The sequence below is a fragment of the Mariniflexile sp. genome (assembly GCF_052728615.1).
This window is the reverse complement of sequence record NZ_JBFVFE010000001.1, coordinates 157,655-182,864: the sequence shown is the minus strand read 5'-3', so window position 1 is coordinate 182,864 and position 25,210 is coordinate 157,655. Positions and strand designations below refer to the sequence as shown.

Annotated in this window: 14 protein-coding genes; all 14 read right to left on the bottom strand. The window is 35.6% G+C overall.

Annotated elements, in window-relative coordinates; all coding sequences use genetic code 11:
- Position 1 precedes the first annotated feature (1 nt).
- Positions 2-1,480 carry a sulfatase family protein gene (locus ACU1LP_RS00815; RefSeq protein ID WP_445735278.1) on the bottom strand — a complete coding sequence of 493 codons (1,479 nt, stop codon included), beginning with the start codon at positions 1,478-1,480 and terminating at the stop codon, positions 2-4.
- A gap of 95 nt (positions 1,481-1,575) precedes the next feature.
- Positions 1,576-3,048, bottom strand: a complete 1,473-nt coding sequence (locus ACU1LP_RS00810; protein WP_445735277.1) for a sulfatase — start codon at positions 3,046-3,048, stop codon at positions 1,576-1,578.
- A 296-nt stretch (positions 3,049-3,344) separates the two neighbouring features.
- Positions 3,345-4,772: a sulfatase family protein gene (locus ACU1LP_RS00805; RefSeq protein ID WP_445735276.1), complete on the bottom strand. Its 1,428-nt coding sequence runs from the start codon at positions 4,770-4,772 to the stop codon at positions 3,345-3,347.
- Positions 4,769-7,243, bottom strand: a complete 2,475-nt coding sequence (locus ACU1LP_RS00800) for a glycoside hydrolase family 2 protein (protein WP_445735275.1) — start codon at positions 7,241-7,243, stop codon at positions 4,769-4,771. The genes ACU1LP_RS00805 and ACU1LP_RS00800 overlap by 4 nt, the downstream gene beginning before the upstream one ends.
- An 85-nt stretch (positions 7,244-7,328) precedes the next feature.
- Positions 7,329-9,164 carry an arylsulfatase gene (locus ACU1LP_RS00795; RefSeq protein WP_445735274.1) on the bottom strand — a complete coding sequence of 612 codons (1,836 nt, stop codon included), beginning with the start codon at positions 9,162-9,164 and terminating at the stop codon, positions 7,329-7,331.
- 35 nt (positions 9,165-9,199) lie between these two features.
- Entirely contained in the window at positions 9,200-11,158 is a 1,959-nt protein-coding gene (locus ACU1LP_RS00790; protein WP_445734310.1) for a sulfatase, read from the bottom strand.
- A 6-nt stretch (positions 11,159-11,164) separates the two neighbouring features.
- Entirely contained in the window at positions 11,165-12,604 is a 1,440-nt protein-coding gene (locus ACU1LP_RS00785; RefSeq protein WP_445735273.1) for a sulfatase family protein, read from the bottom strand.
- A gap of 42 nt (positions 12,605-12,646) precedes the next feature.
- Positions 12,647-14,686, bottom strand: a complete 2,040-nt coding sequence (locus tag ACU1LP_RS00780) for a sialate O-acetylesterase (RefSeq protein ID WP_445734312.1) — start codon at positions 14,684-14,686, stop codon at positions 12,647-12,649.
- A gap of 58 nt (positions 14,687-14,744) precedes the next feature.
- Positions 14,745-15,377, bottom strand: coding sequence for a D-sedoheptulose-7-phosphate isomerase (locus ACU1LP_RS00775; protein ID WP_445735272.1), 633 nt, complete (start codon positions 15,375-15,377; stop codon positions 14,745-14,747).
- A gap of 21 nt (positions 15,378-15,398) precedes the next feature.
- Positions 15,399-16,379, bottom strand: a complete 981-nt coding sequence (locus ACU1LP_RS00770) for an ROK family protein (protein WP_445735271.1) — start codon at positions 16,377-16,379, stop codon at positions 15,399-15,401.
- A 305-nt stretch (positions 16,380-16,684) separates the two neighbouring features.
- The gene (locus ACU1LP_RS00765; protein ID WP_445735270.1) at positions 16,685-18,508 is read right to left on the bottom strand and encodes a T9SS type A sorting domain-containing protein; all 1,824 of its coding nucleotides are present in this window, start codon (positions 18,506-18,508) and stop codon (positions 16,685-16,687) included.
- Positions 18,509-18,595: 87 nt separating this feature from the next.
- The gene (locus ACU1LP_RS00760; RefSeq protein WP_445734190.1) at positions 18,596-21,577 is read right to left on the bottom strand and encodes a TonB-dependent receptor; all 2,982 of its coding nucleotides are present in this window, start codon (positions 21,575-21,577) and stop codon (positions 18,596-18,598) included.
- 426 nt (positions 21,578-22,003) lie between these two features.
- Complete coding sequence (locus tag ACU1LP_RS00755; protein WP_445734191.1) at positions 22,004-23,407, bottom strand: MFS transporter; 1,404 nt, start codon at positions 23,405-23,407, stop codon at positions 22,004-22,006.
- Between the two features lie 343 nt (positions 23,408-23,750).
- Entirely contained in the window at positions 23,751-24,776 is a 1,026-nt protein-coding gene (locus tag ACU1LP_RS00750) for a LacI family DNA-binding transcriptional regulator (RefSeq protein WP_445735269.1), read from the bottom strand.
- Between the last annotated feature and the right edge of the window lie 434 nt (positions 24,777-25,210).

Genomic DNA, 25,210 nt, shown 5'->3' with positions numbered 1-25,210 from the left:
ATCACTCGGCACTCTTTAATAAATCTTGTTCTTTAGCTGGTAATTTTTTAAAAACTTTACCAGGTGGAATGTTTTCATTAAACCATGTGGCTACTTCATAAGGCAATATCCCTGAGCCCTCCCAGCGTTTCATATCTTCTTGAACATTCATCCTACGTTTGTTAACTAACTGCTTCATCATCTCAAAGGTTTCTGTATTTTGCTTAACCAAATTTTTTATCTCATTAGGGTCATCAATAAGATTATAAAGTTCATATTTTTCTATTTTACGAGTCTTTAAATAACTTTGAAATGATGTTCCGGGCGTATAGTCTTCAAAATAGGCATACACTTTCCAGTCTCCATTGCGAATAGCCATGTGTTTTACAGCCATCCAAACAGGTGGATCTTCACGATTCAGCTTTTCTCCTTCAATTACAGGAAGCATACTTACACCATCAAGTGGGTCTTGGCTCATAGGCTTCATCCCAAAAAGGTCGTAGAAAGTAGGTACAAAATCAAAAAAGACTAATGGTTCATTTATGGTTTTACCTCCTTCAAGTTTTCCTTTCCAATACATAGCAGTAGGAACCTTGTAGCCTCCTTCATATAATGAACCTTTTCTTCCTCTTAGACCATTAGTAGAACGACCTGCTAAATCTTTAGGTCCATTATCAGATGTAAATGTTATCCATGATTTATCAGTAAGCTTATTATCATTTAAATAATTCATCATTCTACCTATCTGAAAATCCATATGATTAATGTTGGCATAGTACTCACCTGCTATTTCGCCATGTTTTTCATATTTTTTTGTAAAAGATTCAGGTTGAGCCAGCTTACGATGTGGTTCATGAAACCATAATACTAATAAAAAAGGTTTTGATTTATCCTTTCTACTATTTAACCATTCCATGGCATTATCCACTACAATCTGCGAGCTGTAACCTTTTATCTCTCCTTCTGCTTTACCATTTCTATAAAAATTTGTCGGGTTTTTATGGGAAGGTGCTGCATTATTATGTGTAGCTAACCAATAATCAAAGCCTTGATCGTTAGGAGAAGGCTGCGACTTATCCTCCATATCACCTATTAGTCCCCATTTACCAAAAAAACCGGTATCATACCCCTGTTTTTTGCAAATCTCGGCAAGTGTTACCTGCTCATCCCTCAGATGAACACATGAATTACCGGGAATATAAGTATAAACACCATTACGAAAGGGTGTGCGACCTGCCATCATTCCTGCTCTGCTTGGTGAACATGTGGGATGTCCTGCATAAAACTGTGTGAATTGTACACCTTTATTGGCTAATTCATCAATGTTAGGGGTTTCAATAAATTGATGTCCCATATAGCCTACGTCTCCATAGCCTAAATCATCTGCCATCATAATAATGATATTAGGTTTCTCCTGACCTTTGATTTTATTACAACAAAGACAGACAGAACATATACTTATTAAAAAAAGGAGTTTGCTGATTTTAAATTTTGTTTTCATGCGGTCATATTTCAAATTGTTATAATTTATGCTTTTAAATTTATTGTTTTGTTAATTTCAGACACATTGAAAATTACCCTCTCATCTATAAGCACCTAATCATTTTTCCTTATATATGATTTTGGTACTGGATTAACATTTACTTTTGGTAAGTATTTTGCAAATTTATCTTTTACGGTCTGGTATTTTGGGTCATTTGCAAGATTGGTCCATTCCATAGGGTCAACATCATGGTCGTACAATTGTTCCTGTCCATCCTCATATCGTATGTAACGCCATTTTCTACTGCGTAAGCTATGGCGATTTAAACCCACCGTAGTCAATGATGGAATATCCCAATCCGTATTTACATCTTCCAAAAGAGGAACAATACTATTTCCTTCATTTTCAGGATTACTTGGAATTCCGCACAATTCAGAAAGGGTAGGATACAGATCTAATAAATTAACAGGACTTGCGCAACGTGAACCTGCTTGTGTAAGTCCAGGCACTTTAATAATCAATGGCATATTAGCGGCTTCTTCCCATAATGTAGCCTTTTTATAGCGTAACTTTTCTCCCAAATGCCAGCCATGATCACCATATAAAACTACAATGGTATTATCGGCGTATTTACTTTCTGCCAGTGCATCAAGTACAACTCCTACACATGCATCGGCATAATTAATAGAAGCCAAATACGCTTGAACAGCAGCCTGCTGCTTCTTATATTTTTTAGCTGCATAATAGTTTTTTTGTGGTTTTGGAGCTGAGCTTGGTATATCATCGAAGTCGTTTTCATTTATTTCGGGAATAATCATTTCCTCTTCCTTAAATTTGTCGAAAAACTCTTGTGGAACGTACCATCTTAAATGAGGTTTATAAATGCCACATGCCAAAAAGAAAGGTTTGTCGTAGTCTTTTTGAAGTTGATCCGCAGTCCATTTGGCATTTAGATAATCGCGAGTCTCTTCATATAACCCATCGGTTGGTCCCCAATCAAAATTAACATCAGCCTCACCTTTAGGGATTCCATTGATCATAAAACCAGGTACTTTTTTTACATTCCCATAATCCCCGATTTCTTTTACCCATTTGTCCCATGAAATCGTGTCAGCCTGTGGGCCGTTTGCCGTATGAAATATCTTTCCTCGGGCTGTTGTGAAAAATCCATGCTTTGAGAACCACTGCGGAATAGTCAGAGCTTCTTTTAAAACCGGCGAATCACGTAATTCACTTTCATTTCCGTAAATCCCTGATGTTGAAGGGCGAAAACCTGTCATTAATGCGGCTCGGGAAGGGTTACATAGTGGAGCTGCACAATTGGCATTTTCAAAAACAATTCCCTGCTGTGCAAGCTTGTCCATATTGGGCGTTTGTGTTTGCGGATGTCCACCAGCAAATCCTGTCCAGTCGTTTAAGTCGTCAACGGCTATAAAGAGGACGTTGTAGGGTTGCTTTTTCTGCTCTTTTGGTGTAGAGCTTTTCGATTTGCAAGATGTAATGAATACAACTACTACTAAAGCTAAAAAAATAATTTTCACCTTATTAAAATTGTTCATTTGTTTATTGTTTATTTTAGATTTCATAGTTTAACTATTTTAATTTTCATGTAAGGTCTTTTTTTATCACATTTAGAAAGTTCAAAAGGTATTAAAAGGTGTAAAACAAAGACAATTCCAACCCCGTTTACTCTATTCGGGAACCATTACAGTCCGTAATTTTCGATAAAGTCCTTGGAAATCATTGTCCAATCTTTTTCATACTTTCATAATTTTAATGTCCAATTGCGTATTGTTTAAGTTAATCAGGTGATTTTGGATTGACTTTTTGTCGCCTATTATAAATACACATTAACATACTTTCGTGTTTTATTTTGAAATAATTAATCCTTCTTGGTTTTTTTCTTCTTCGTTTTTTTCTTATCTGTTTTTTTCTTCTGAGGGGTTTCAGATTTCTTAATATAATTCTCCATAGCAATAGCATTCAACTCCTTAACTACATTTGCATATTCAGGGTTAGCTATTAAATTAATAAGTTCTTTGGGGTCTTTGGTCAAATTAAACAATTGCGCTTTACTATCCTCATACCAGCAATACTTCCAATTACCTTTGCGCACCATAAATGCACCTGCTCCTCTTCGATAATTCTCTGAAATAGCTACCCTATTTTTTCCTTTATCCTTTCCTTTCATTAGACTCACCATACTACTTCCACCCAGATTTTGGGGAATAGAGATATTGCACATCTCAGCCAGTGTTGGAAATATATCCATATTCATCACAGGAGTAGTAATGGTTTTATTGGTTGGTAGAGCTTTGGGGTATGACCAAATAAAGGGAACTCCGACAGATCCTTCGTAAAAACTATTTTTATACCACAAGCCATGTTCTCCAATAAGATCGCCATGGTCAGAAGTATAAAGGATAATGGTATTTTCTCTTAACCCTTGCTTGTCTAACTCATCCAATACGAGCCCGATCATTTCATCTACATAGGTTACCATGCCGTAATAGATTTCACGTGCTTTCTGGATTTGCTCCTCGGTCATATTATCCAATTTATATTGTTCACGTTCTTTTTGAGAAGTTGTGGACAAATTGGCTATCATAGCCTTTGTTACTTCTGGATTTTTGAGTTTCCCTTTGTACAGATCATAAAACTCTTGTTGCACCTCATATGGGAAATGGGGTCGAACAAATGACACCCCTAAGAAAAATGGATTTTTGCTCTTTTTTTGTTGTTTTAAGAATTTTACAGCATATTCGGCAGTAACATAATCCCCACTGTTTTTTTTGTCGAAAGTGCTTATTGTTGCATTTTGTGGCGAACGACCTACCTCATTTTGAAACACATCCTCCTCCTTAGAACGTGTTTTTGCTTCAATATTCCTTTCTTCATTTAGTCTTCCAAAACCTAGCTCATATCCAGGCGTAAGCCAGTGCTCTTTACCTACCCACTCGGTGTTATAACCTGCCTGAGAAAAGGCATCAGCCATAGTGTAAGTGCTGGCAGCTAGTATGTTGCTATTGCCAAACACTTTTAAGTGTGATGCCATTCTACCAGTAAGCAACGATACCCTGGAAGGCACACAGACAGGATTTTGACAATAGGCACTTGTGAATTTTATACCTTCTCCTGCAAGTGCATCAAGGTTAGGCGTTATTATTTCATCGCCATAAGAGCCTAATACTTGAGGTGAGTGTTCGTCTGTCATCAACAGTAATACATTAGGGCGCTCTGTTTTTTTAGATTTTTGAGCGAATGAGATAGTTGACACGCATAGAAGTGTCATAAATAGTATTTTTTTCATTTTTTTTGTTTTAAATCTTTTAACCAGTTTTTATATTTCTCATAGTCCATCGGAGCTGTAAAAGCTACATAGTGGTTATTATAAGTTTGACCATCAACTTTATATTCAATTAGCCAAAGTTCATTACTATTTACTTTAGGCAATTCATCTACTTTCAATTTTCCGTTAGGCTCTACCTCTACAGTTTTTGACAAGAGTTTTCTGCCTGAATCTTTATCTATAATGGTGATTTCTACTTTTTGTTTGTTTCTTGTGTCGTTAACTACTACCACAGGATGCCCAATGTTTCCTTCGCGAATATCACTAACCATAACACAAACATCGGTCTGTACATTCTTAATATAATCATACGCCAATTTTTTGCCACCGTAATAATCTACAATAGCATCGGAAACAATTGGCCAGCCATCGCGCAGGTTCCACCAAAGAATACCATTACGCTGACCTTTGTTCATGCGCCAGAATTCAATAAAATATTTTTTAGCTTCGGCCTGTACAATTTGAGAAGCGGTAACAAAATCTTCCAATTCCATTGGACATTCACCAAAAACTTCACGTATCTGATTAACCATTAAAAAGTTACGCTCTTTATTGGTCTGTGAATTAGGATGAGATCTTGTGGCTTTGCATTGCCACTCGTCATTCCAGACTAATTTTTCTGCCTTTTTTACTTCACCATCAACTGTAACAACATCATCTGTTTCAGCCTTTGCTCCATTTACCCATGGATATACATTTTCTGAAGTCATCATTTTTTTGAGGCTTTCTACATTTGGCGCACCATGATACCCTATTTCACTAACAAATCGTGCATTATTTTCTGTATAGAATGGTGCTTTATAAAAACCCCGTGGCCCCCAAAGATGCATTTCAGGAGATAATTCCGGACTAATTCGATTATTGATTTTAAATACTTCTTCACTAATAAAAGGAGAGCTTGGCAGGTATGGTGTTTTTGGATCCCATTCGCGAACCGCAAGTGGCAACACCTGACGGCTTATTACATCGGTATTTGGATCAATGTGCGGCTGATCATCACCCCATTGGAGCGACAAATCATTTTCATTATTACCTGCCCATAAAACAATTGAAGCATGGTTTCTTAATCTTCTTAATACTTTATCGGCTTCATTTTTTACTTTTTGCTTGAACTCCTCATCTTGAGGGTAGGTAGTACAACCAAAAGTAAAATCATGCCAAACCATAATGCCATTTTCGTCACAAAGGTCATAAAAACGATCACTTTCATACACGTTACCGCCCCACATACGAATCATGTTACAATTCAAATCGGTGAGCATGCCAACAGCTTCATCAACATGTTGAATATCGCGGCTGTGCAAGGCATCGAGTGGCACCCAATTGGTTCCTTTTATAAAGATGTATTCGCCATTTACTTCAAAATGGAAATCACCAGGTTCTTCTTCAGTATTTATTGGAGTTAAGATTAACTCCGCTGTTCGTATTCCTATTTTTTGTTTATTCTCACATAGGGTATTACCATTGGCATCTCTAACCTTTATGCTTGCATTGTACAGCGCTTGTTCGCCAAAGCCCCTGGGCCACCAAAGATCTACATTTTCCATTCCCCAAATACGCTCACGCCCAATTGTAGTAATTACTGGAACCTCCGCACTATATGCTATTCTTCCGTTTCGTTTTAGCTCAAACGAAATGGTTAGATCGTCAATATTGAGTCTATCGGTATTAAACTGCCAATCTATATAGAGGTTAGCTTTTTTAGCATCAGGATAAACAGATTTTGTTACCCAGTAAACCGAACTAAAATAAGTTTTAGGAATTATTTCCAGTTTCACATCTTTCCAGATTCCTGCACTCATCAAACGAGGCATGATATCCCAACCAAACATGTGAGGTGCTTTACGGATGGCTGAAGCTTCACCTAACTGATCATACCTAACCCCGAAATTATTTCGCAATTGATTACGAGCCTCTAGTTCTGTAGATTTTATATGAACATACAGTTTGTTACGTTTTTGTAATATATCTGTAATGTCATAATGGTGCTCGACAAACATGTTTTCTACGGAAGCAATTTTTTGACCATTAAGCCAAATATCCGCGATACAATCAATCCCATCAAAAGCTAATTCTACGCGTTCGCCCGATTTAATTTTTGGTGTATCAAATTCACGGACATACCACCAAGCATAGGCTTCAAATTTTCTTAAATCATAAACATTATCACCAATCATAGGATCCTTGATAATTCCCTCTCTTTCTAGGTCTATTTCAACATTACCTGGAACCGTTCCTACAATTTTTTTAAAACCTGAATTTCCTAATTCAGAAGGCGATTGGGGCGCATTTTTATCCTGCAGACCATAATAAAGTGTCCATTCTGACGACTTTGTAGAATTTAATGATATTATGGCTTTTGTGGAAGGTTTATTATTTACTTCTTTTAATAAAGCGCCTTGATTTTGTGTATAGCTATTTACAGTATTCATTAGCAGTAATAAGATTATAATTTTGTTAAAAGTGTTATTCATAATTTCTGTTTGTTACCTAATTTGTTTTGTCTATCGATATAGCCTATTCTGTTAGAATTAAAGTTTTCAAATCAATAGATTTCCCATTTTTAATATCCGACACATTAACAGTTATCTTATTGGTTCCCTCTGAAACTTTCAGCTTCCCAATAGCTACCGTTTTAAATTTTTTATAACTGAATGTGTTTGCTTCAGATTTGCCTCTGTTAGGAACACTAAGATATCCTTCATCATAAGGTTGATTCAGTGTATATGACAGCTTATCATTTTCAGACATCACGTTAATTCTGCATCCTATATTGTCCTCAGTACATGCATATTTTAGCAATACAGTGTATGTTTTGGTGTTCTTAACATCTAAATCCCACCAAATTGAATCTTCTTTACTGGTAATGTTGGTTAACCAATCTGGATTAAAACCGTCTAAACCTGCAAATTTTATACCTTCAGAAAAATGAGCCTCATCGGCATATAACTCGTGTATTTTGGCTTCCATATCTCCAATAATACACAATGGTTTTTGAGCATATTTTTCATTAATCTTGGCCAAACAGCTTTCTGCTTTGACTTTCAATTCATTTGTTATTTCGAGATATTCTAATGCAATATCAGTTGATTGAGCTCCATCATTTATCATATCATACAACTCAATCTGATTTCTTCGTTTAACTAATCTATATCTATCTGTCCTGAACGAATATTCCATCTTTTCAATTGGAGTGTCCACATTGATTTGTTTTGGTGTGAAAATCTCCCTCGTTATTGATTCTCTTTGTTTAGTAATAAAAGGCATTATGTCAATTCCATCCAGATCGTCACTATTGGGAATCTCACTTTTTGTAATGGATGCCAAGGTTGGCAAAAGATCGATATGGGCGGTCAGCATATTTAATTTCGTGCCCGGCAAAATTTTTCCTTTCCAATAAAAATATGCAGGTACCCTGAGCCCCCCTTCGTCAACTGAGCCTTTGCGACCACGCATACCACCATTGTAGCGATCCAACATTCCCGGACCATTATCCGAAAGAAAAACTATCAATGTGTTATCTGTCAAGTTATTTTGTTCCAAAAAGCCCAATATTCTGCCAAGATTTTCGTCAAGGTTTTCAACCATACCATAGATACTTGCTAAAGCAGGATTGCATCCTTTCTCTGTGTAGTGGTCAAAGTATCTATCAGGTACTTGGAAGGGTGAATGCGGAGCATTATAAGGGATATAGCAAAAAAAAGGTTTGTCTATATTTCTTTTCATAAAACTAATTGCCTCGTCAGTTAGTACATCTGTAATATAACCTTTGGTTGGATAATTACGGTTATTGTTATGTTCAAGAGTTTCGTCAAAATAGTTTATAAGGTTTCCACTTCTAAATCCAACAAACTCATCGAAACCCTGGCGTAAGGGGTGTTGGTCGAAATGTCGGCCACTATGCCACTTTCCAAAGCAACTAGTTGTGTAGCCATTTTCCTTTAAAATTTCAGCTATTGTAATTTCCTCGGTGGGTAAATTTTCAAATCCTTTAGAAACACCATGTGCGCCTACTTTATGAGAATATTTACCCGTAAGCAGTGCACTTCGTGTAGGTGCACAACTAGGGTTGACATAAAAATGGCTCAAGGAGGCACCATTTTCTGCTAAAAAATCTATATTGGGCGTACGAATAATACTGTTTCCATTGAAACTCACATCACCCCATCCTTGGTCATCTGTTACTATTAAAATGACATTGGGCTTATCGGTCTTACCATTTGATTTTTTACCTGAATTTAATGATATTATTTTTTGGGTAGAAGGCTTACTATTAACCTCTTTTAGCGTCTGCGCTTGAGCAGAAAAGACACTAAGCATTCCAATAATCAAATAGTAAAGTAATCGTTTCATTATGATATAGTTTTAATTTTTACCACCTAACTTATTTACTCAAGGGTTAATGATTCCAAAACCAGAGTCCCTTTAAATTTCTCTTTTGGATTGATACAAAAAATGATTTCTTCTATTGCTTCCATCTTTTCATATATATCTTCCCACTTCGATATATCAGACGCGAGTTGTATTGTTATATCTTGAATTTCTCCATTTGTAGATGGAAGTGAGATGCTCGACAATTCACCCCAATTATCCCCACTACTAATGTGATATGCTAATGTTAATGGCTGATCGTCTATCGTCTTGTATGCTAGTTTTAAGACAGAATTATTGGTTGCTTTTACATTTAAATCACTGACCTTCATCTTTTTCCAGTAATTGGCGTCATGCGCCACATCAATATGCAATAGTTGGTTTTTCACAGATAGTTGATAGCCTTCAGTAGATTTCCATAACTTTGTTTCCTTACCACTTTTGAATGTTATTGTTTTTTTACTATTAACTGTGATTTTTTTATTTGACCAATTGATATGTGGTGGTGCAATAGGGTTATTTGAGTTATTTTCTACACCTTCAGGTAATGCCGCTTTCCAGCCCGCATTTAATCTTTGGGATAATGCCTTAATAAGGGATTCATTCTCTTTTTTGTAAGCAATATTTATACTCTCAATGGAATTTTCCCTGTGATCGTATAGTTCAATAGAATCGATCTTCCCTTCTGAAAGTCTCCACTCTGTATAACGATAATCAGCAGTTCGCATACTATAGCCTTCCATTTCTCTTCCCTTTGGAAACTGGCTAAACGCAGCAGTTTTCCATTCTCTATCCGGATTCTCCAACAAAGGTTTAAAACTGGTGCCTTCTGTGTATTCCGGGATTTCTATATCTGCAAGGTCGCAAAGCGTGGCATATAGATCGACATACTCTACAAATTGAGTTGAGCGTTTCTCTTTCTTATGATTCGGAGCTGAAACAATGAGAGGAGCGCGTGTTGCATTATCAAAATTAGTCGATTTTCCCCACATCTGTTGGTGACCTAAGTGAAAACCATGATCGGAAATAAATACGATAATAGTATTATCATATTTGCCTGTCTCTTTAAGGCTTTCAATCAACTTACCTACCTGAGCATCAATAAAAGAAATACAGGCGGCATAAGCATGAATTAATTTGCGCTGATAATCTTCTGGCAATACATTATTTGGAGAATTGTAGTAATTTAATCCTGCATAATTTGCAATAGCATTATGTGAGGTCGCATATAGTGGTGCGTTCTCTGGATGATTCCGGTTGGGTGCTAATGGTATTTTACTTTCATCGTACAAATCCCAGTATTTTTTTGGTGCAACAAATGGGAGATGTGGTTTTTTGAATCCAACAGCTAAGAAGAAAGGTTCTTTCTTTTCCTTTTGTTGTGATAGTACCTTTACCGCTTCTTGTGCAATCAATCCGTCCACGTATGCTTCATCGGGAACATCAGCACATTCGTAAGGAGGTGTCGCTTGACCGCGACCACTTTCGCCTCCTTTCTTTATATTCTCAGGTAGTGCATAGTCACTCCCTGTGTTCAAGCCCGTTTTAGGCATGTAATGTGTCGTTTTTAAATTGTCAGAAGGACCGTGATGAATTTTCCCAAAGGTGTGGGCATAGTATCCATTTTGCTCAAAATATTCAGCTATCATGGGATGCTTAGGCCAAAAATCATTGACAAAATATTTACTATATGGATAATCAACTCCTGTGGTATTAGGACGTGTTCCGCTAAGTAAACTGGCTCTTGATGCGGCGCAAACAGCCTGTTGTACATATGCGTGGTCAAATATGACGCCATTTTTTGCTAGATTGTCAATATTTGGAGAATGAATATAATCAGCACCATAACAATTGAGTTCTGTGCGCATATCATCTGCAATAATGAGTAATACATTGGGCTTCTCTTGTGCAAAGGAGAGCGTTGTAAAAACTATAAAAAGTAGAAATATTTTAGTTCTCTTTAGATTTATTTTCATATTGTTTTAGTCATTATTAATTTCTGTAAGTTTGTTTTGAAACTCAATTTTCATACTATCAAGTTGTTGCTTATAGGCTGGATTTTTATATAAGTTAAACTCTTCACCCGGATCATTTTTTAGGTCATACAATTCATTCATTTCTTCGGTATCCAAACCAACATACTTGACATATTTCCAATCCTTTGTTCTCACAGCTTGCCATGAAGGTGTATTTCGTGCTACTTTTTCATGAAAATATTCAGCGTAAAAAGATGTTCTCCATTCTGCCTCTTCAGATTTGAACAGTGGCAAAAATGATTTCCCATGTACAGGAATCATTGGTTCAATGCCTACAACATCATATACAGTTGGTGCCCAATCAATATTTAATACCATTTTGTCTATTTTACTCCCTGGTTCAATCATTTTTGGATATCGGATAAAAAATGGTACACGCAAAACATCGTCGTAAGCCCAACGCTTAGTATGGAATCTATTATGTTCCCCCATAAGCATTCCATTATCGCTGGTATAAACAATAATTGTATTGTCTAACTGTCCATTTTCTTCAAGTACTTTTAATATTTCGCCAACACCTTCATCAACGCTCAGCAAGCAACGCATTTGGTCGGCAACTATGCTCGTTCTATCGTTACCCCTACCGCGTCTTGGCTCTTCCGGCTCAGGAACAATATTCTCATATTCATAAGGCGGTCTCCATGGCACATTCCTTTGTAATACAGGCTTACTTTCAATATTGCCCTTACTAACACGCGGTGCCTCATACTCATAATCAGCATAATATGCACTATGTCTATCTGCTGGTATTAAGGGGTTGTGAACCGCTTTGTGTGATAGAATCATTGCAAAGGGTTTATTTTTGCTATTATTTTTTAGAAAATTCACAGCTTGTTCATTCAAATAATCGGTCATATTACCGTCAATTTGTTTAATAGTACCTTCATCATTAACCACGCCATTAACAAAAATCCCCTGTCCTTTGAAACTTAACCAACGGTCAAATCCCGGACGACGAGAATCATCAAGCCCCATGTGCCATTTGCCAATAAATGCTGTTTTATAGCCATTCTCGCGTAATTGTTGTGGCCATGTCATTAGCGTATGGCTGATAACATCTAATCCTATACGATCGTTGTTTATAACGGCATGTTTTTGCGCATACTGCCCAGTAAGAAAACTGGCTCTACTTGGTGAACATAGAGGTGTAGCTACAAAGAATTTTTCAAATGTCGCCCCCTCTTTTGCAATTCTGTCAATATTTGGAGTTTTTGAAACTAGATTTCCTTCAATACTAGTTAATCCAATTTGCTGATCATCGGTTATAATGAAAATAATATTAGGCAAATCAGAAGAACTTTGGCTCACACATGTAAACGAAAAAAAAGAGGTCACAATCATTAAAAATGATACCCATTTTAGACTAATTATATTTCTAAACTTCATATTAATTCCTAAATAATAAATTTTCCTTCGTTATCAATTAGACTATTCATTGTTGCGGGTTTGCCTTTTAGACTCTTGATTTCCTTCTATTCCCATCATTTCTGAAGAGAACGAAGCCGCAGGAAGCCCTTCTTTATTAAACAAATTAGGGATTGCTGTATCTGTCCACCCAAAACGCACATGTACTGGTTGCTTTACCTTTGGACTTCTTACCACAACTTGTTCTCCATCTATTTTAGCTTCCGCTGGATAATATTTACCATCTTCTCCTGCTATTTCAAAGAATGTCAAAGCCGTATCTGGACAAAATAAGCCACTGCCTACATTATCAAAATTAACTCTTATATTATTTCCTTCAGTTATAATGCTCATGTATAGAGGACCAGAATAGATAACATCTTTTTTTCCATAAGTCTTATTCAATGCCCATAATGCTAATCGCTTACCTACATCTTGCTTATTGGCTGGATGGATGGTTTCCAAACTTCCAATATCAGAAGTTACTACCATACCCGTATTGGGTAATTTCATTGCTAATCGTTGTGCTTCACGTAATAGTGGCGCTTTATTCGACCCATAGTCATGAGGCGCTATTTGCACATAATAAAATGGGGAATCTCCTTGATTCCATTTATCGCGCCAAGCTTTTATCATTAATGGAAAAGATGTGGCATACTCTTCTGCATGCGATACATTATTTTCACCTTGATACCAAATAGCACCCTTTATTTTAAAAGGAACCAATGGAGCAATCATTGCATTATAAAGTGTCGTAGGGGTTTTTGGACTTAAGGTCAATTTTGGCCTATTTTCTAAATTAAAAGTATCATCAAATAATCTAAATGCTGATGGATTTTCAAAACATCCTAACATTTTGTATTTCCAGTCTCCTTTCAACGAAACAACCACATTGTTTTCATCCTTGATGCATAAATCACCTTTATAAACACCACCACCGCCAGAGAGATCCAAAACCCTGACTGCAATTGTATTTTTCCCTTCTTTAAGTATTCCTTTAGGGATAGTATATTCACGATTTAACAACCAGCCGTTGGATTTTCCTACCATGACACCATTAATATAGGTTTCATCAGAATCATCAATAGCACCGAGTAAAAGCTTGTATGCTTTATCGGTTTTATTCTTCTTTATGGTAAACTCTTTCCTGTACCAGACCAAGGCATCAATTTCTCCAAACTGTTCTTCAAAATTCTTTGGTAGTTTATGTTGCTCCCAATTTGAGTGGTCGAAATTTTCTTCATAATACGATGGCAATACCGAATCTAGTTTAGCACTCATATTCTCATAGGAGTAATTTGTAAAGTCCAGCATTTTCATACTAGCAAGCCACTGCATATATTGGATTTTGTTTTGTTTTTCGTTTTCTAGAGTTTTCTGAATATTCTTAAAACGTTCAATCTTAGAAGCGTATTCTACAGGCATCCAACTCTCTACAGGAGTACCTCCCCAAGTGGACTGTATTAACCCTATTGGAACATCAATAGATTTATTCAGATTTTGTGCAAAGAAATATGCAACTGCCGAAAATTGAGCTGCATTCTCTGAATTACAAACTTTCCACTGCCCTTCACAATTGCTTGTTGGTGAAGAAGCGTAGTCTTTAGTAACATTAAAAAGTCTGATGTTGGGAAAATTAGCATTTTTAATTTCAGTTGAGGAGTTTAATATGGAATCCTTAGGCATAAACCCTATAAGTGGCATAGCCATATTTGACTGACCTGAACATAGCCAGACCTCTCCTAGCATCACATTTTTAATCACTATTGTATTAGCTGATGAAACTTCGATTTGAAATGGCCCACCAGCTACTGTAGTTTCTAGGTTAGTAGTAAACTTACCTGATGAGTCTGATTTTGCAGTTATTGACTTATCATTCCAAGACGTATAAATATTTATTTCTGAATTAGGCTCTGCCCATCCCCATATTGGAACATTACTTTGCTGCTGAAGCACCATATTATTCTGAAATAAGGGTGCTAAAGTAATGTCAGATTTTTTTGTGCATGATGCAAAAAGTTCCATGCAAAAAACCAGTAATAATAATGTTAATCTAGTTTTCATGTTTTTAATTAAGCTAGTCTAAGTAACAGATTTTTGGCCACCAAATACTATTGATGCTCTATTTTGTTTCGCTAAAAAAGTGATATTCCAGCGTTTGACAAAGCACGTGATATACAGGCAAATGCAGTTCTTGTATTTGAGGTGTGCAATCGCCTCCAACATTAATTAATACATCGCAATATTTGTTAAACTCGCCTCCGTCTCTACCTACAAGCCCTAAAACTTTCATGCCTTTAGCTTTTGCAACAATCATTGATGCAACAACGTTTTTTGCATTACCCGAAGTTGATATACCCATTAATACGTCTTCTTTATTTCCATAACCAACTACCTGTTGTGCATATATTAGTTCAGCATCTACATCGTTGGCAAAAGCGGAACTCAGTGCATTATGCCCATTTAATGAAATGGCAGGCAAAGATCCTTCAAGTTTGCTTGCCATATATTTACCCTGTTCTCCAAAGTTGTTTTCAAGTTTTGTTTTTAATTCTTCTGGTATAGCTCTTGGGATGGAAAATCTTTTCATTAATTCGCCAACAATGTGATCTGCATCAGCTGCACTGCCACCGTTTCCGCAAATTAGTAATTTACCTTTATTTTCATAAGAATTTTTCAGCAATTCAAAAGCCCTTGAAATATCATTTTTTGCGGCACCCAACTCAGGGTTGCGAACCACTAAATCTTCAATCATTTTTTCTACACTCATTTTTCATTATGTTAATCGTGAGTAACCATCAATTGCAACACTTAAGCTTGCAAAATCACCTACTTTATCGCCCAATTCTGCTGGGACTATTTTACATACATTCCAAGAGCCCGCCAAAGCTTCCTTTTCAATTATTTCACTTGTCAATCCATTAAATAACTGTGGATTTCGTGCATATACACTTCCAATTACAATTCGTTCAGGGTTTAACATATCGATTATAATAGAAAGTCCAATACCTAATTTTTTTGCTGAAATATTAAATAACTCCAAAGCATCTTTATCTCCAGCATTGGCAAGATTAGCCAACTGTAACGTTGTAATACCTTGTAATTCATCATACGATTCGCAATATGATAATTTACCGCCTTTATTTAATTCTTCTTCAGCCTTTAATTGTGCTAATTTAGTAATGCCAGAACCGCTACAAAATCCTTCGAACGATCCAGCTTTATTATGCCCTATTGGTCCGTCATTATTAAGTCGAATATGCCCAACTTCTCCGGCGTTATCATTTGTTCCTGTGTAAAGTTTTCCATCTAATATGAGTCCTGCCCCTAATCCTGTACCAAAGGTTAAAAACACCATATTATTAGAACCTTTACCTGCTCCAAATTTCCATTCGGCTAACGCGCAGGCATTGGCATCATTTTGTAAAAAGGTTGGCGTGTTTGTTTTTTCTTTTATAATATCGACAATTGAAATATTATCCCATCCTGGTAAGTTAGGAGGCGAATGAATGATACCTGTTTTACTATTTAATGGTCCTCCACAACTAATGCCTATTGCTTTTAGATGTCGTTCTTTAAATTTTTTTTGAAGTTCGGTAATACTTTCTAGTATTTTTGTAATAGCGTAATCGGGTCCATTTACTGTGTGAGTAGCAAACTGCACACGATGCAGGATTTCCATTTGCTCTGTTCCAGCAATAAGTGCACATTTTGTTCCTCCTATATCTATACCCAGATAATAATCGCTTAATGACATTTAATTTAATTTACAATTCTTATATTAATTTGTATTTGGATAAAGGCTTATCAAAAAGCAGGTATAAAAAATGAATAACTAAAACTTCAAGGCTTCAGGCATTATATCATTTAACTCGCTCAACTACTATTATAAATCTTATAACCAATGGAATCGCTAATACTATCCTACGAATTCACATGACAATGAATACCATAAAAGCATCATTACCATCTCAATAGTAAACTTAATTTTATTGCCCTTATTAATATTTTGAAATAAAAAAAGGTTACCGAAAAATAAATTCCGATAACCTTTTTACTATATTAATGTGCTACTATCATTTTTAAGGTTTGGCTTGCATTTCCTGTTTCTAACTTACAGAAATATAGTCCTGAATTTACATCAGAAGTATTCCATTTAATACTGTGTACTCCAGCTGCGTACGATTCATTATCTACAAGTGTTGCAATGTGTGCACCCAAGATGTTGTAAACAGACATTTTTAAGTTTGACCCAGTTGGCATATTGAATTGGATAACTGCCTCATTATTACTAGGGTTAGGGTAACTTTTAAGTTCGAAAATATTGTTTGCTATTTCATCTACAGATAGAGTACTATTATATGCTGCAATTATATCAGCTAGACCATCTACAGGATCGTAACTATCTATCTCTGATGTCCAGTGTAAAGCACCAATTGTATGACCATCAATGTTTGATGTAAAAGAACCAATTGAAAAATCTTCAATCATATCTGAAATCTTTGTGATTCCATCACCGTCTTCTGTTTCTATGCCAGGAATTGTACTTGGGTCAAAATCGCCAAATAAATAGCTCGACATATCTGGTGTTCCTGTTTCCCCAGGAACTTCATATCTTAAACGTTGCCAAATGGCAAGTTGTGCAGCTTCTGCTACAGAAATGGCTTCTGTTCCTAAACCAGGGTCTACACCGAAAATATTATTCTCCCTAATAATGTTGGCATTTCCATCAAATAATGCATCTTCTCTAGCTCCAGTAAATAAAGCTGGCACATCAACCCTATGAGGTCCAGGAGCAAACCAACTTAGATAAGATTCAGGAGCATCATTAGGAAATGCAGCACTATAAGCTCCATTATTGTACAGATCCAATGTTGCTTGGTTGAAATAAATATTGTCGGCTACATAAATTTTATAATTGCTTACATCGTTATAAGGCGCTATTACAGTGGTTTTGCCAGCATCCATGGCATATAAAGGAATTCCCGCTGCTCCTATGTTAATATCGAGCGTGTCAAGTGGTATGATTGCTGAAGCTTGCTCATCTGGACTAGCCAAATCATTGGCAGAGTCTTTACCCATTGTATTGGTATTATAGAATAAGTTATTGGTAATATACGCCTCATAATAATTAGGATTTAAATTAACAAAGGTGCTTGTATTAATAAATGTGTTGTGGTTGATAAGAGCATATTTCACCATCTGATTTTGCATAAGCATAGGAACTCCCGCATTGCTAACCGTATTATTTTCAAATATAAAGCTTTCAAGAGGAACGCCTTTTGAATCAAATACATTTCCAGCCCATTGTTGGGCCATTACAAAGAAATCTCTAAAATAATTATTCCTCATCTCAATGGTAAGTCCTTCAGTTATTTGGTTTAACCTAAACGCTCTTTCTGGAAATTCAATCAAACAATCTTCTACAAATAAACTTCTGTTTGTACCAGCAAGTCGAAATATATAACCGCCATTACCGTTCCCCCATCTTCCTCCATTATCATCTCTTCCTTGTATATGAAGGTTTTTCAGTTCTAAACTACTATTAATAACATTTCCAGCAGGTGGAACTCCACCGGTTGTTATAGGAATAATAACAGGTTTTTTACCACCTTTTTCACCAACTATTCTAATGGTTCCCGTGTCGTTGTTCACGTTTATCGCTGCCAAAACAAAGTGAAAGCCTGCTGCCAATTTGTAAACTCTGTTAGGGTGAAGCCGGTTACCACCTGCATCTTTATCGCCATTAATGGTGGCTTCTAAAAGACCCGCATTTGGTACCCCACTAGGTATTTGAATAGTGTCTTGCCCTGCTACCACTTGAGTATAAGTGATAGTTGCAATCATCGCCACAATAAAAGCGACTTGTTTAAGTAAAGTTTTCATTTTCATGAGATTAAATTTTAGATTAATAAAACAGAAGGAATTATTATATAGTAGCCCTTCTTTTACTACTATTTTAAAACTATTAAATTAGAATCGATATCTTACCCCTAGCTGCCCTCTACTTCCATAATTTTGTTCGTTTATTGGAAAACGCTCACCTGTTGGGTATATTCTGTATCTCTTATCAATATGGCCCGTTAAATTTGTGGCATTCAGGTATATATCTAAACCTTTGGTAATTCTTTGCTTGATGCTTACATCCAAAGTCTGAAATATATCGGTATAGTTGTCTTCAAAAGACAATGCTGCATCTAAACCACTGAATATTTTATCTTGAAAACGGTAAGACGCCCTAGCGCTAAACCCTTTGTAATCCCATCCCAGTATCACATTCGTCACAAACCCTGGCTGCGTAGCTCCTCCTTCCCTTGTTTGATACTCATATCCAATAATATCTCTAGGAAAAAAACCCGTATTATCAACACCAATAACAACATCTTGAAATGATGGAGTTATCCTTTTAGAACGACTTAAAGTTACATTTACATCTAAAACAATTCCTTTTAATACTTTGCTTTTTAGCCTTCTAAAGTTGGTTTGATAAGAAAACTCTATGCCATAATATTCTTCCTTTTCAGGATTGTTAATTGGAATATCTGTTCGACTGACACCCTGCAAATCATTTACAGGATAAAAATCAGTTCCTGGTAACGATTCTACAAATCCGTCAGGTGCTGAAACAATTCTATCATTTCGAAGTGGAAAATAACGACCAAGACCCACAATAGCATTATCTATTTTCTTATAAAAAGGATTGATTGTTAATAAGCCAAATTTGCTATTGTAAACCTCTAATAAAATATCGTAATTCCAGGCAGTAGCTGGCTCAAGGAATGGGTTTCCCGAAAAAAACACATCACTATTTGGATTTATTACCGTTTTAGGTGATAACTGAATAAAACCAGGACGAATAACACTCTTGTAAGCTGCACCTCTTAAAGCAAAGGACTCTGCCAATTGATATTTTGCATTGATAGATGGAAAAAACAGCTTGTTGTCCCGTTTTACAGAAACAGAATCTGGAATTCCGGTAATTCCACTTGTGTTCACAGGATTTAATAATATTTCAAAAGCATTATACTCTGTATTTACTTTTTCCATACGAATACCAGGAACCAACTGAAGCTTTCCAATATTTAATTCTGCCATTACATACGCCGCTACCTGCTCTTCTCTATTGCTATAGTCATTAGTATAACTTTGATTGCCTCTTGTATGAAATAAATCTGGGTGAGTCGCATAAAGCTGATCCTGCATGCCTTTCATAAGGTCTATGTCTGGTGACCAATTTAAACTGTATTGGCCATTAATTGTTGGTGGATCATAATTAGGATCTACATAATTTGTGGCAAGAATACCTTGCGCATCCCCAGCAGGCCAATTTACATTAGGAAACACTTCTAGATATCTAGTTCTTGTTGCTAAACCTCTACCAGCCTGATAATCTGCAAAGATCTGGTCCGTATTACTATCTCTTTTTAACAAATGGTATTTCCCTCCTACAGAGAAGACCCCTGTTACATTTATGTTTTCAAGTTTAAAAGGAATGTCCCAATCTAGATTTATATCGTAGTTTTTATCTGTTAATGTAGAAGTGTTCCTATCATCAGATATAAGTTTGTTATCGAAGACATTTGTTCCTCCATACAAGTTTAGCACTTCTATGGGCTGCCTAAATATTAAATAATCTTGATCAATAAAAGGCGCTGTGGTGCTAAACTCTCGAAAAGGAAATACTTGACCAAAGCCCGTTGTTTTCACTTTGGTATGTGATAGACTTAAGTTTAATGTTGTGCCTAAAAATTTTAATTTATTTTCTAATAAATGCGTACTATTAATGTTTTTAGACTCTCCTGCTGAAACTGTGAAGTTAAACGGGTTTGTATTACTTAAAAAGTAATAAAACTCGTTTCTATCAATAACATCATCTGTTGTTTGGTTAACAAGATTCAAAAAAGACACCTCATAAAAGTTACTCTTAAAATCCAACACCAAACTCACCCCCATGCGTTCACGGATAGTTTCTACTTGTTGTAAACTTGAACCTTCAGTTCTTGCTACAAAATTTTTCTCTCCTGTTATATTACCATCAGAATCCAGAACTTGCTGCACAATTCGCTCTGAATATTGAGCACTAAAACGTTGGGAAGACAATTGCTTTTGCTCATAAGTTCCTTGCATCATGGCTCCAAATTTATTTTTTAACAAACGCGTAGAACCACCAACAGACGTTTTAGAATCGCCAACATTATTGAATAAATTACTATATCCACTTTCTGACATAGCATTAAAACTAGGTTTTTCTTTTGCTGTGGCTAATCTCACGTCTACTGTACCGCCCGTAGCACCAGCATCCATATCGGCACGCAAGGTTTTAGAAACTTCCACTCCAGCCAGCATTTCACTCTGTACCATGCTTAAATCTGCACTTCTATCTTCAACACTCGTCGATGCCATTTTCACACCAGCAATAGTTACATTACTCTGCGCAGGGTCTAACCCTCTAATAACGACTTTATTTGCTTCTCCAGAATTACGTTCCAAGGCGATTCCCGGTAAACGCCCAATAGCCTCGGCAGCATTGGCATCTGGTAACTCTAGCATTTTTTCTTGAGCGATTATATTAGCAATTTTATTAGAATTCACTTGCTCTCTAATGGCAGCCAATTGCCCCCTAACCTGAACAGAAACCACTATTTCGTCTAGTTGATTTCCAGGGTTTAGCTCTACATTAACCATAGATGTTTCATTAGCTTTTACAGTTACCTGTTTTTCAGTTTCCTGATAACCGATATAAGAAAACAATAAAGTATAAGTTCCTGGGGCTACTTCAAGTTTATATGTACCATCAACCTCTGTAATAGCACCTATAGTTTGTCCTTTTACAATTACATTGGCAAAAGCTAGCTCAACTCCATTTGAAGCATCTGTAATTTTACCACTAATTGTTCCTGATTCTTGTTGTGAAAAACTAAAATGTGTAGTTACAAAACATAGGATAACTAACATGACACTAAACTTTTTCTGATAATTCATTCTTATAGATTAATTTATATGCTAACACGTGTTAGCGTTATGATTAAATACTACTAAACTAAACCGAGTTAGCAAACTTATATAATTATTTTTAATTGAACAAAAAAATCGCAATTAAATTTTCTATCAGCTAAACATTTAACAGAAAAATTCATTTTTTCAATGCTTCAATGTAATGAAGTTGCTGTTTAATTATTAAAAAGGTAGACTACTAATAAATTAAAAGCCGTTGTTGTTTTTTGAGGAATTTTGTCACTAATTCTCATTTCCTTATTCTTACCGTTTAACATGAAAGATACAACAAGTCTTGATATTCACAATTCCTTTGCAATATTATTGCTTGTTATTTTTTTTTATCCTTATCCATTAAGACGTGATTTCATTCTCTTCTTTGGCCTTTTATATATTTGCTTCATTGTATTTAGCCCTTGCCTCTTCTAGTGGTCCTTCTACTTTCTCTTTAATAAATTTTTCTGTTAATGGATAGAAATACATAATGGCTATAGAAATTAGCGCTCCTACAGCTGCAAAAATGCTAATCATCAATCGAATACCCAGAACCGATTCATCGCTTTGCACTTCATTTGCTATAAAACCAAAAGCAGCAAGTATCCAGCCACTTATAGCTCCACCGATTGTCCAACCAAGTTTTTGAGACATTGATGAAGACGAAAAAATGAGACCAGTAGCCCGCCGACCTGTTTTCAATTCAGAATAGTCGGAAACATCTCCATACATCGCCCAAATTAGTGGGAAAGCCATAGCTGAAAAAATACCTATCAAAATATTGATAATGAATATCAATTCTATCTGCTCTGGAGGAATAAAGAAAAACAGGATGGAAAGTATTGTACATACTAATCCTGAAAGCATAAATGTATTCTTTTTGCCAATTCTAGTAGCTACTGGAATTGCCATGATTACACCCAGCAAACTGGTAGCATAACCACTGCTCATAAAGGCTGCTGATAGTGCTCCTTGAGATACTTCACCAAAAAAAGCTATCGTTTGGTCACCAATAAAATACTTAAAATAATAAAGTATTGCACCACCTCTTAATGAATTAAAAATAAGTACAGCGATAGCAGCCCCAAGCATTATAAACCAAGGTTTATTTTTTAACAAATCACTAAGGTCTTCCTTTAAAGTAGAAGATTCCACTTCTTCAGGATCGAGCCTTTCTTTAGTTCCTATAAAAGTAAGCACAAAAAATACGCCTGCTATTATTGCGTAAATTGCAACAGTTTTTTGATATGCTGAGGCTAAATCTCCTGTCGTTTTGAAATATTCCACTAAATAATTAGCAGTAGCAGTAACCATTAAACCTGCACAAAATCCCCCAATAAATCGAAAGGAGGCTAACGAAGTTCTTTCATCTGTATCCTTAGTGATTACACCAAGCAAGGAAGCATAAGGTACATTAACCGCTGTATAGACCATCATCATCAGTGTATAGGTAATATATGCATAAATCAATTTTCCTGTTGGACCTAAATCTGGTGTTGTAAAAGTCAGAATACCAATAATAGTAAAAGGAAGCGCACCAAATAACAGGTAGGGTCTGAATTTTCCCCAACGTGTTTTTGTGCGATCACAAATCATTCCCATTATGGGATCATTTGTCGTATCCCATAATCTAGCTACAAGAAACATTGTGCCTGCTGCTGCTGCTGTTATTCCATATACATCTGTATAGAAATATAAAAGAAACATGGAAAACAAAGTCCAAAAAGTAGAGGAAGCAAAATCGCCAAAGCCGTATGATATCTTTTCCTTTATACTTATTTTGCTTGCCTTTTTCATTTTATATTTTTCTATTGAGATTGTTATGATAAGCTAAAGATAAAAAATGCTTACTCGATTTAGCAAACTTATATAAAGTTATTTGTTTATGCAAACTTTTTAAAAATTTAACATTCTTATTATTAAAGAATTAATTAAAAAATGTATTGTTATGAAGATTCTTTATGGTGCAATTACTATTTAAACATTATTGAAAAAGGTTAACTAATATAATGAACTACCCCAAGGTAGAACCTCGAGGAATTCTTTAAATTAAAAACCCTTTGTTTTATTTGACAAATTTTGTCAATTAAAGATTGTGTTCAACTAAGCTTTTTGGCTATTTTGGAGTGACGGTTTTAAGTTAAGGACATGATTCTCTAACAATTAAGCTAGCGTCTAAAATTATCTGTTCAGTATCTATATTGTCCTCACTTTTATCAATCGATTTCATTAAAATCCTCACAGCCTCTTTACACATTTGTTCCACAGGTTGCTTAATTGCTGTGATAGATGTTTTTGCAACAGCATAGGCAGTTGTATCATCAAAACTAATTACTGCAATATCTTCAGGAATTCTTTTTCCCAAATTATTAATTGCCTGTATACCTTGCACTCCAAGCTTATTTGTAGTGAAAATAATGGCATCAGCATAATTAAAGATGACCTTACTAACGGCTTCATTAACATGCTCTGCGACATTGCTATATTTTAATTGCTGTAATAAATGTGGATTAACTTCCATTCCATTATCAGCTAAAGCATCAATATAACCATTTGTCCGATCACTCATAGTAATCAGTTCGTTATTTACATTAATTAAGGCTACTTTCTTTCTACCGTTATTGATTAACCGTGTAGTTGCATCATAAGCCGCCTTATGGTTATTAATATTAACAGAATTTGCGCCCAAATTCTCAAAAACTCTATCCATTATAACAAAAGGAATATTTTGAGAACCTAATAGAGTCAAAATTTTATCGCTATTTATAGGTGGTATTAATATTAATCCATCGACCTGACGGTTTTTAAAGTTTTCTAGTTGAAAATTAAAGTTCTTTTTATTCTCATTAGAACTGCAAAAAAATACACTGTACCCCTTTTTTCTAACTTCCTTTTCAATTTCACTCGCAATATTTGCAAAAAAAGGGTTTGCAATATCGGCTACTATTAATCCAATAGTATAAGTTTTACCAGTTTTAAGGCTTTTGGCTATATGGTTTGTTTGATAGTTCCTAGTTTCAACAAGATCAAGGACTTTTTTAGTGAGTTCATCACTAATTCTCATTTCCTTATTCTTACCGTTTAAGACGAAAGACACAACGGATCTTGATATGCCCAACTCCTTAGCAATATCTTTACTTGTTATTTTTTTCTTACCCTTAGCCATAATGAAATGATTCGTTTTTTTGTTAGAACAAGCGGTTTATGAGCATTTGAGGTATTGCTTCAAAGATCTTAACATCTTTCGATATACGAATTACTTCACAAAGATATAATAGATTAGGGCTTGTACCAAATGGATATTCAATTACTCAATCATCAATAAACCAAAAACAATTAACAAAAATTATTAATGGTAGAACAAAATAATAGTTTTTGATATTAAATGTATTTAAATCTCATCTTTTTAAATTTTGCCAACGAAAATAACAAAATGTTGTACCTATGTTGTACCTAACCGAAATTTACGAACAATTTAAAATCGAAAAAGCCGAAGATTTCTCTTCAGCTTTTGTACAGGTGGGGAGACTCGAACTCCCACACATTGCTGCATTAGATCCTAAGTCTAGCGTGTCTACCAATTCCACCACGCTGGCATTT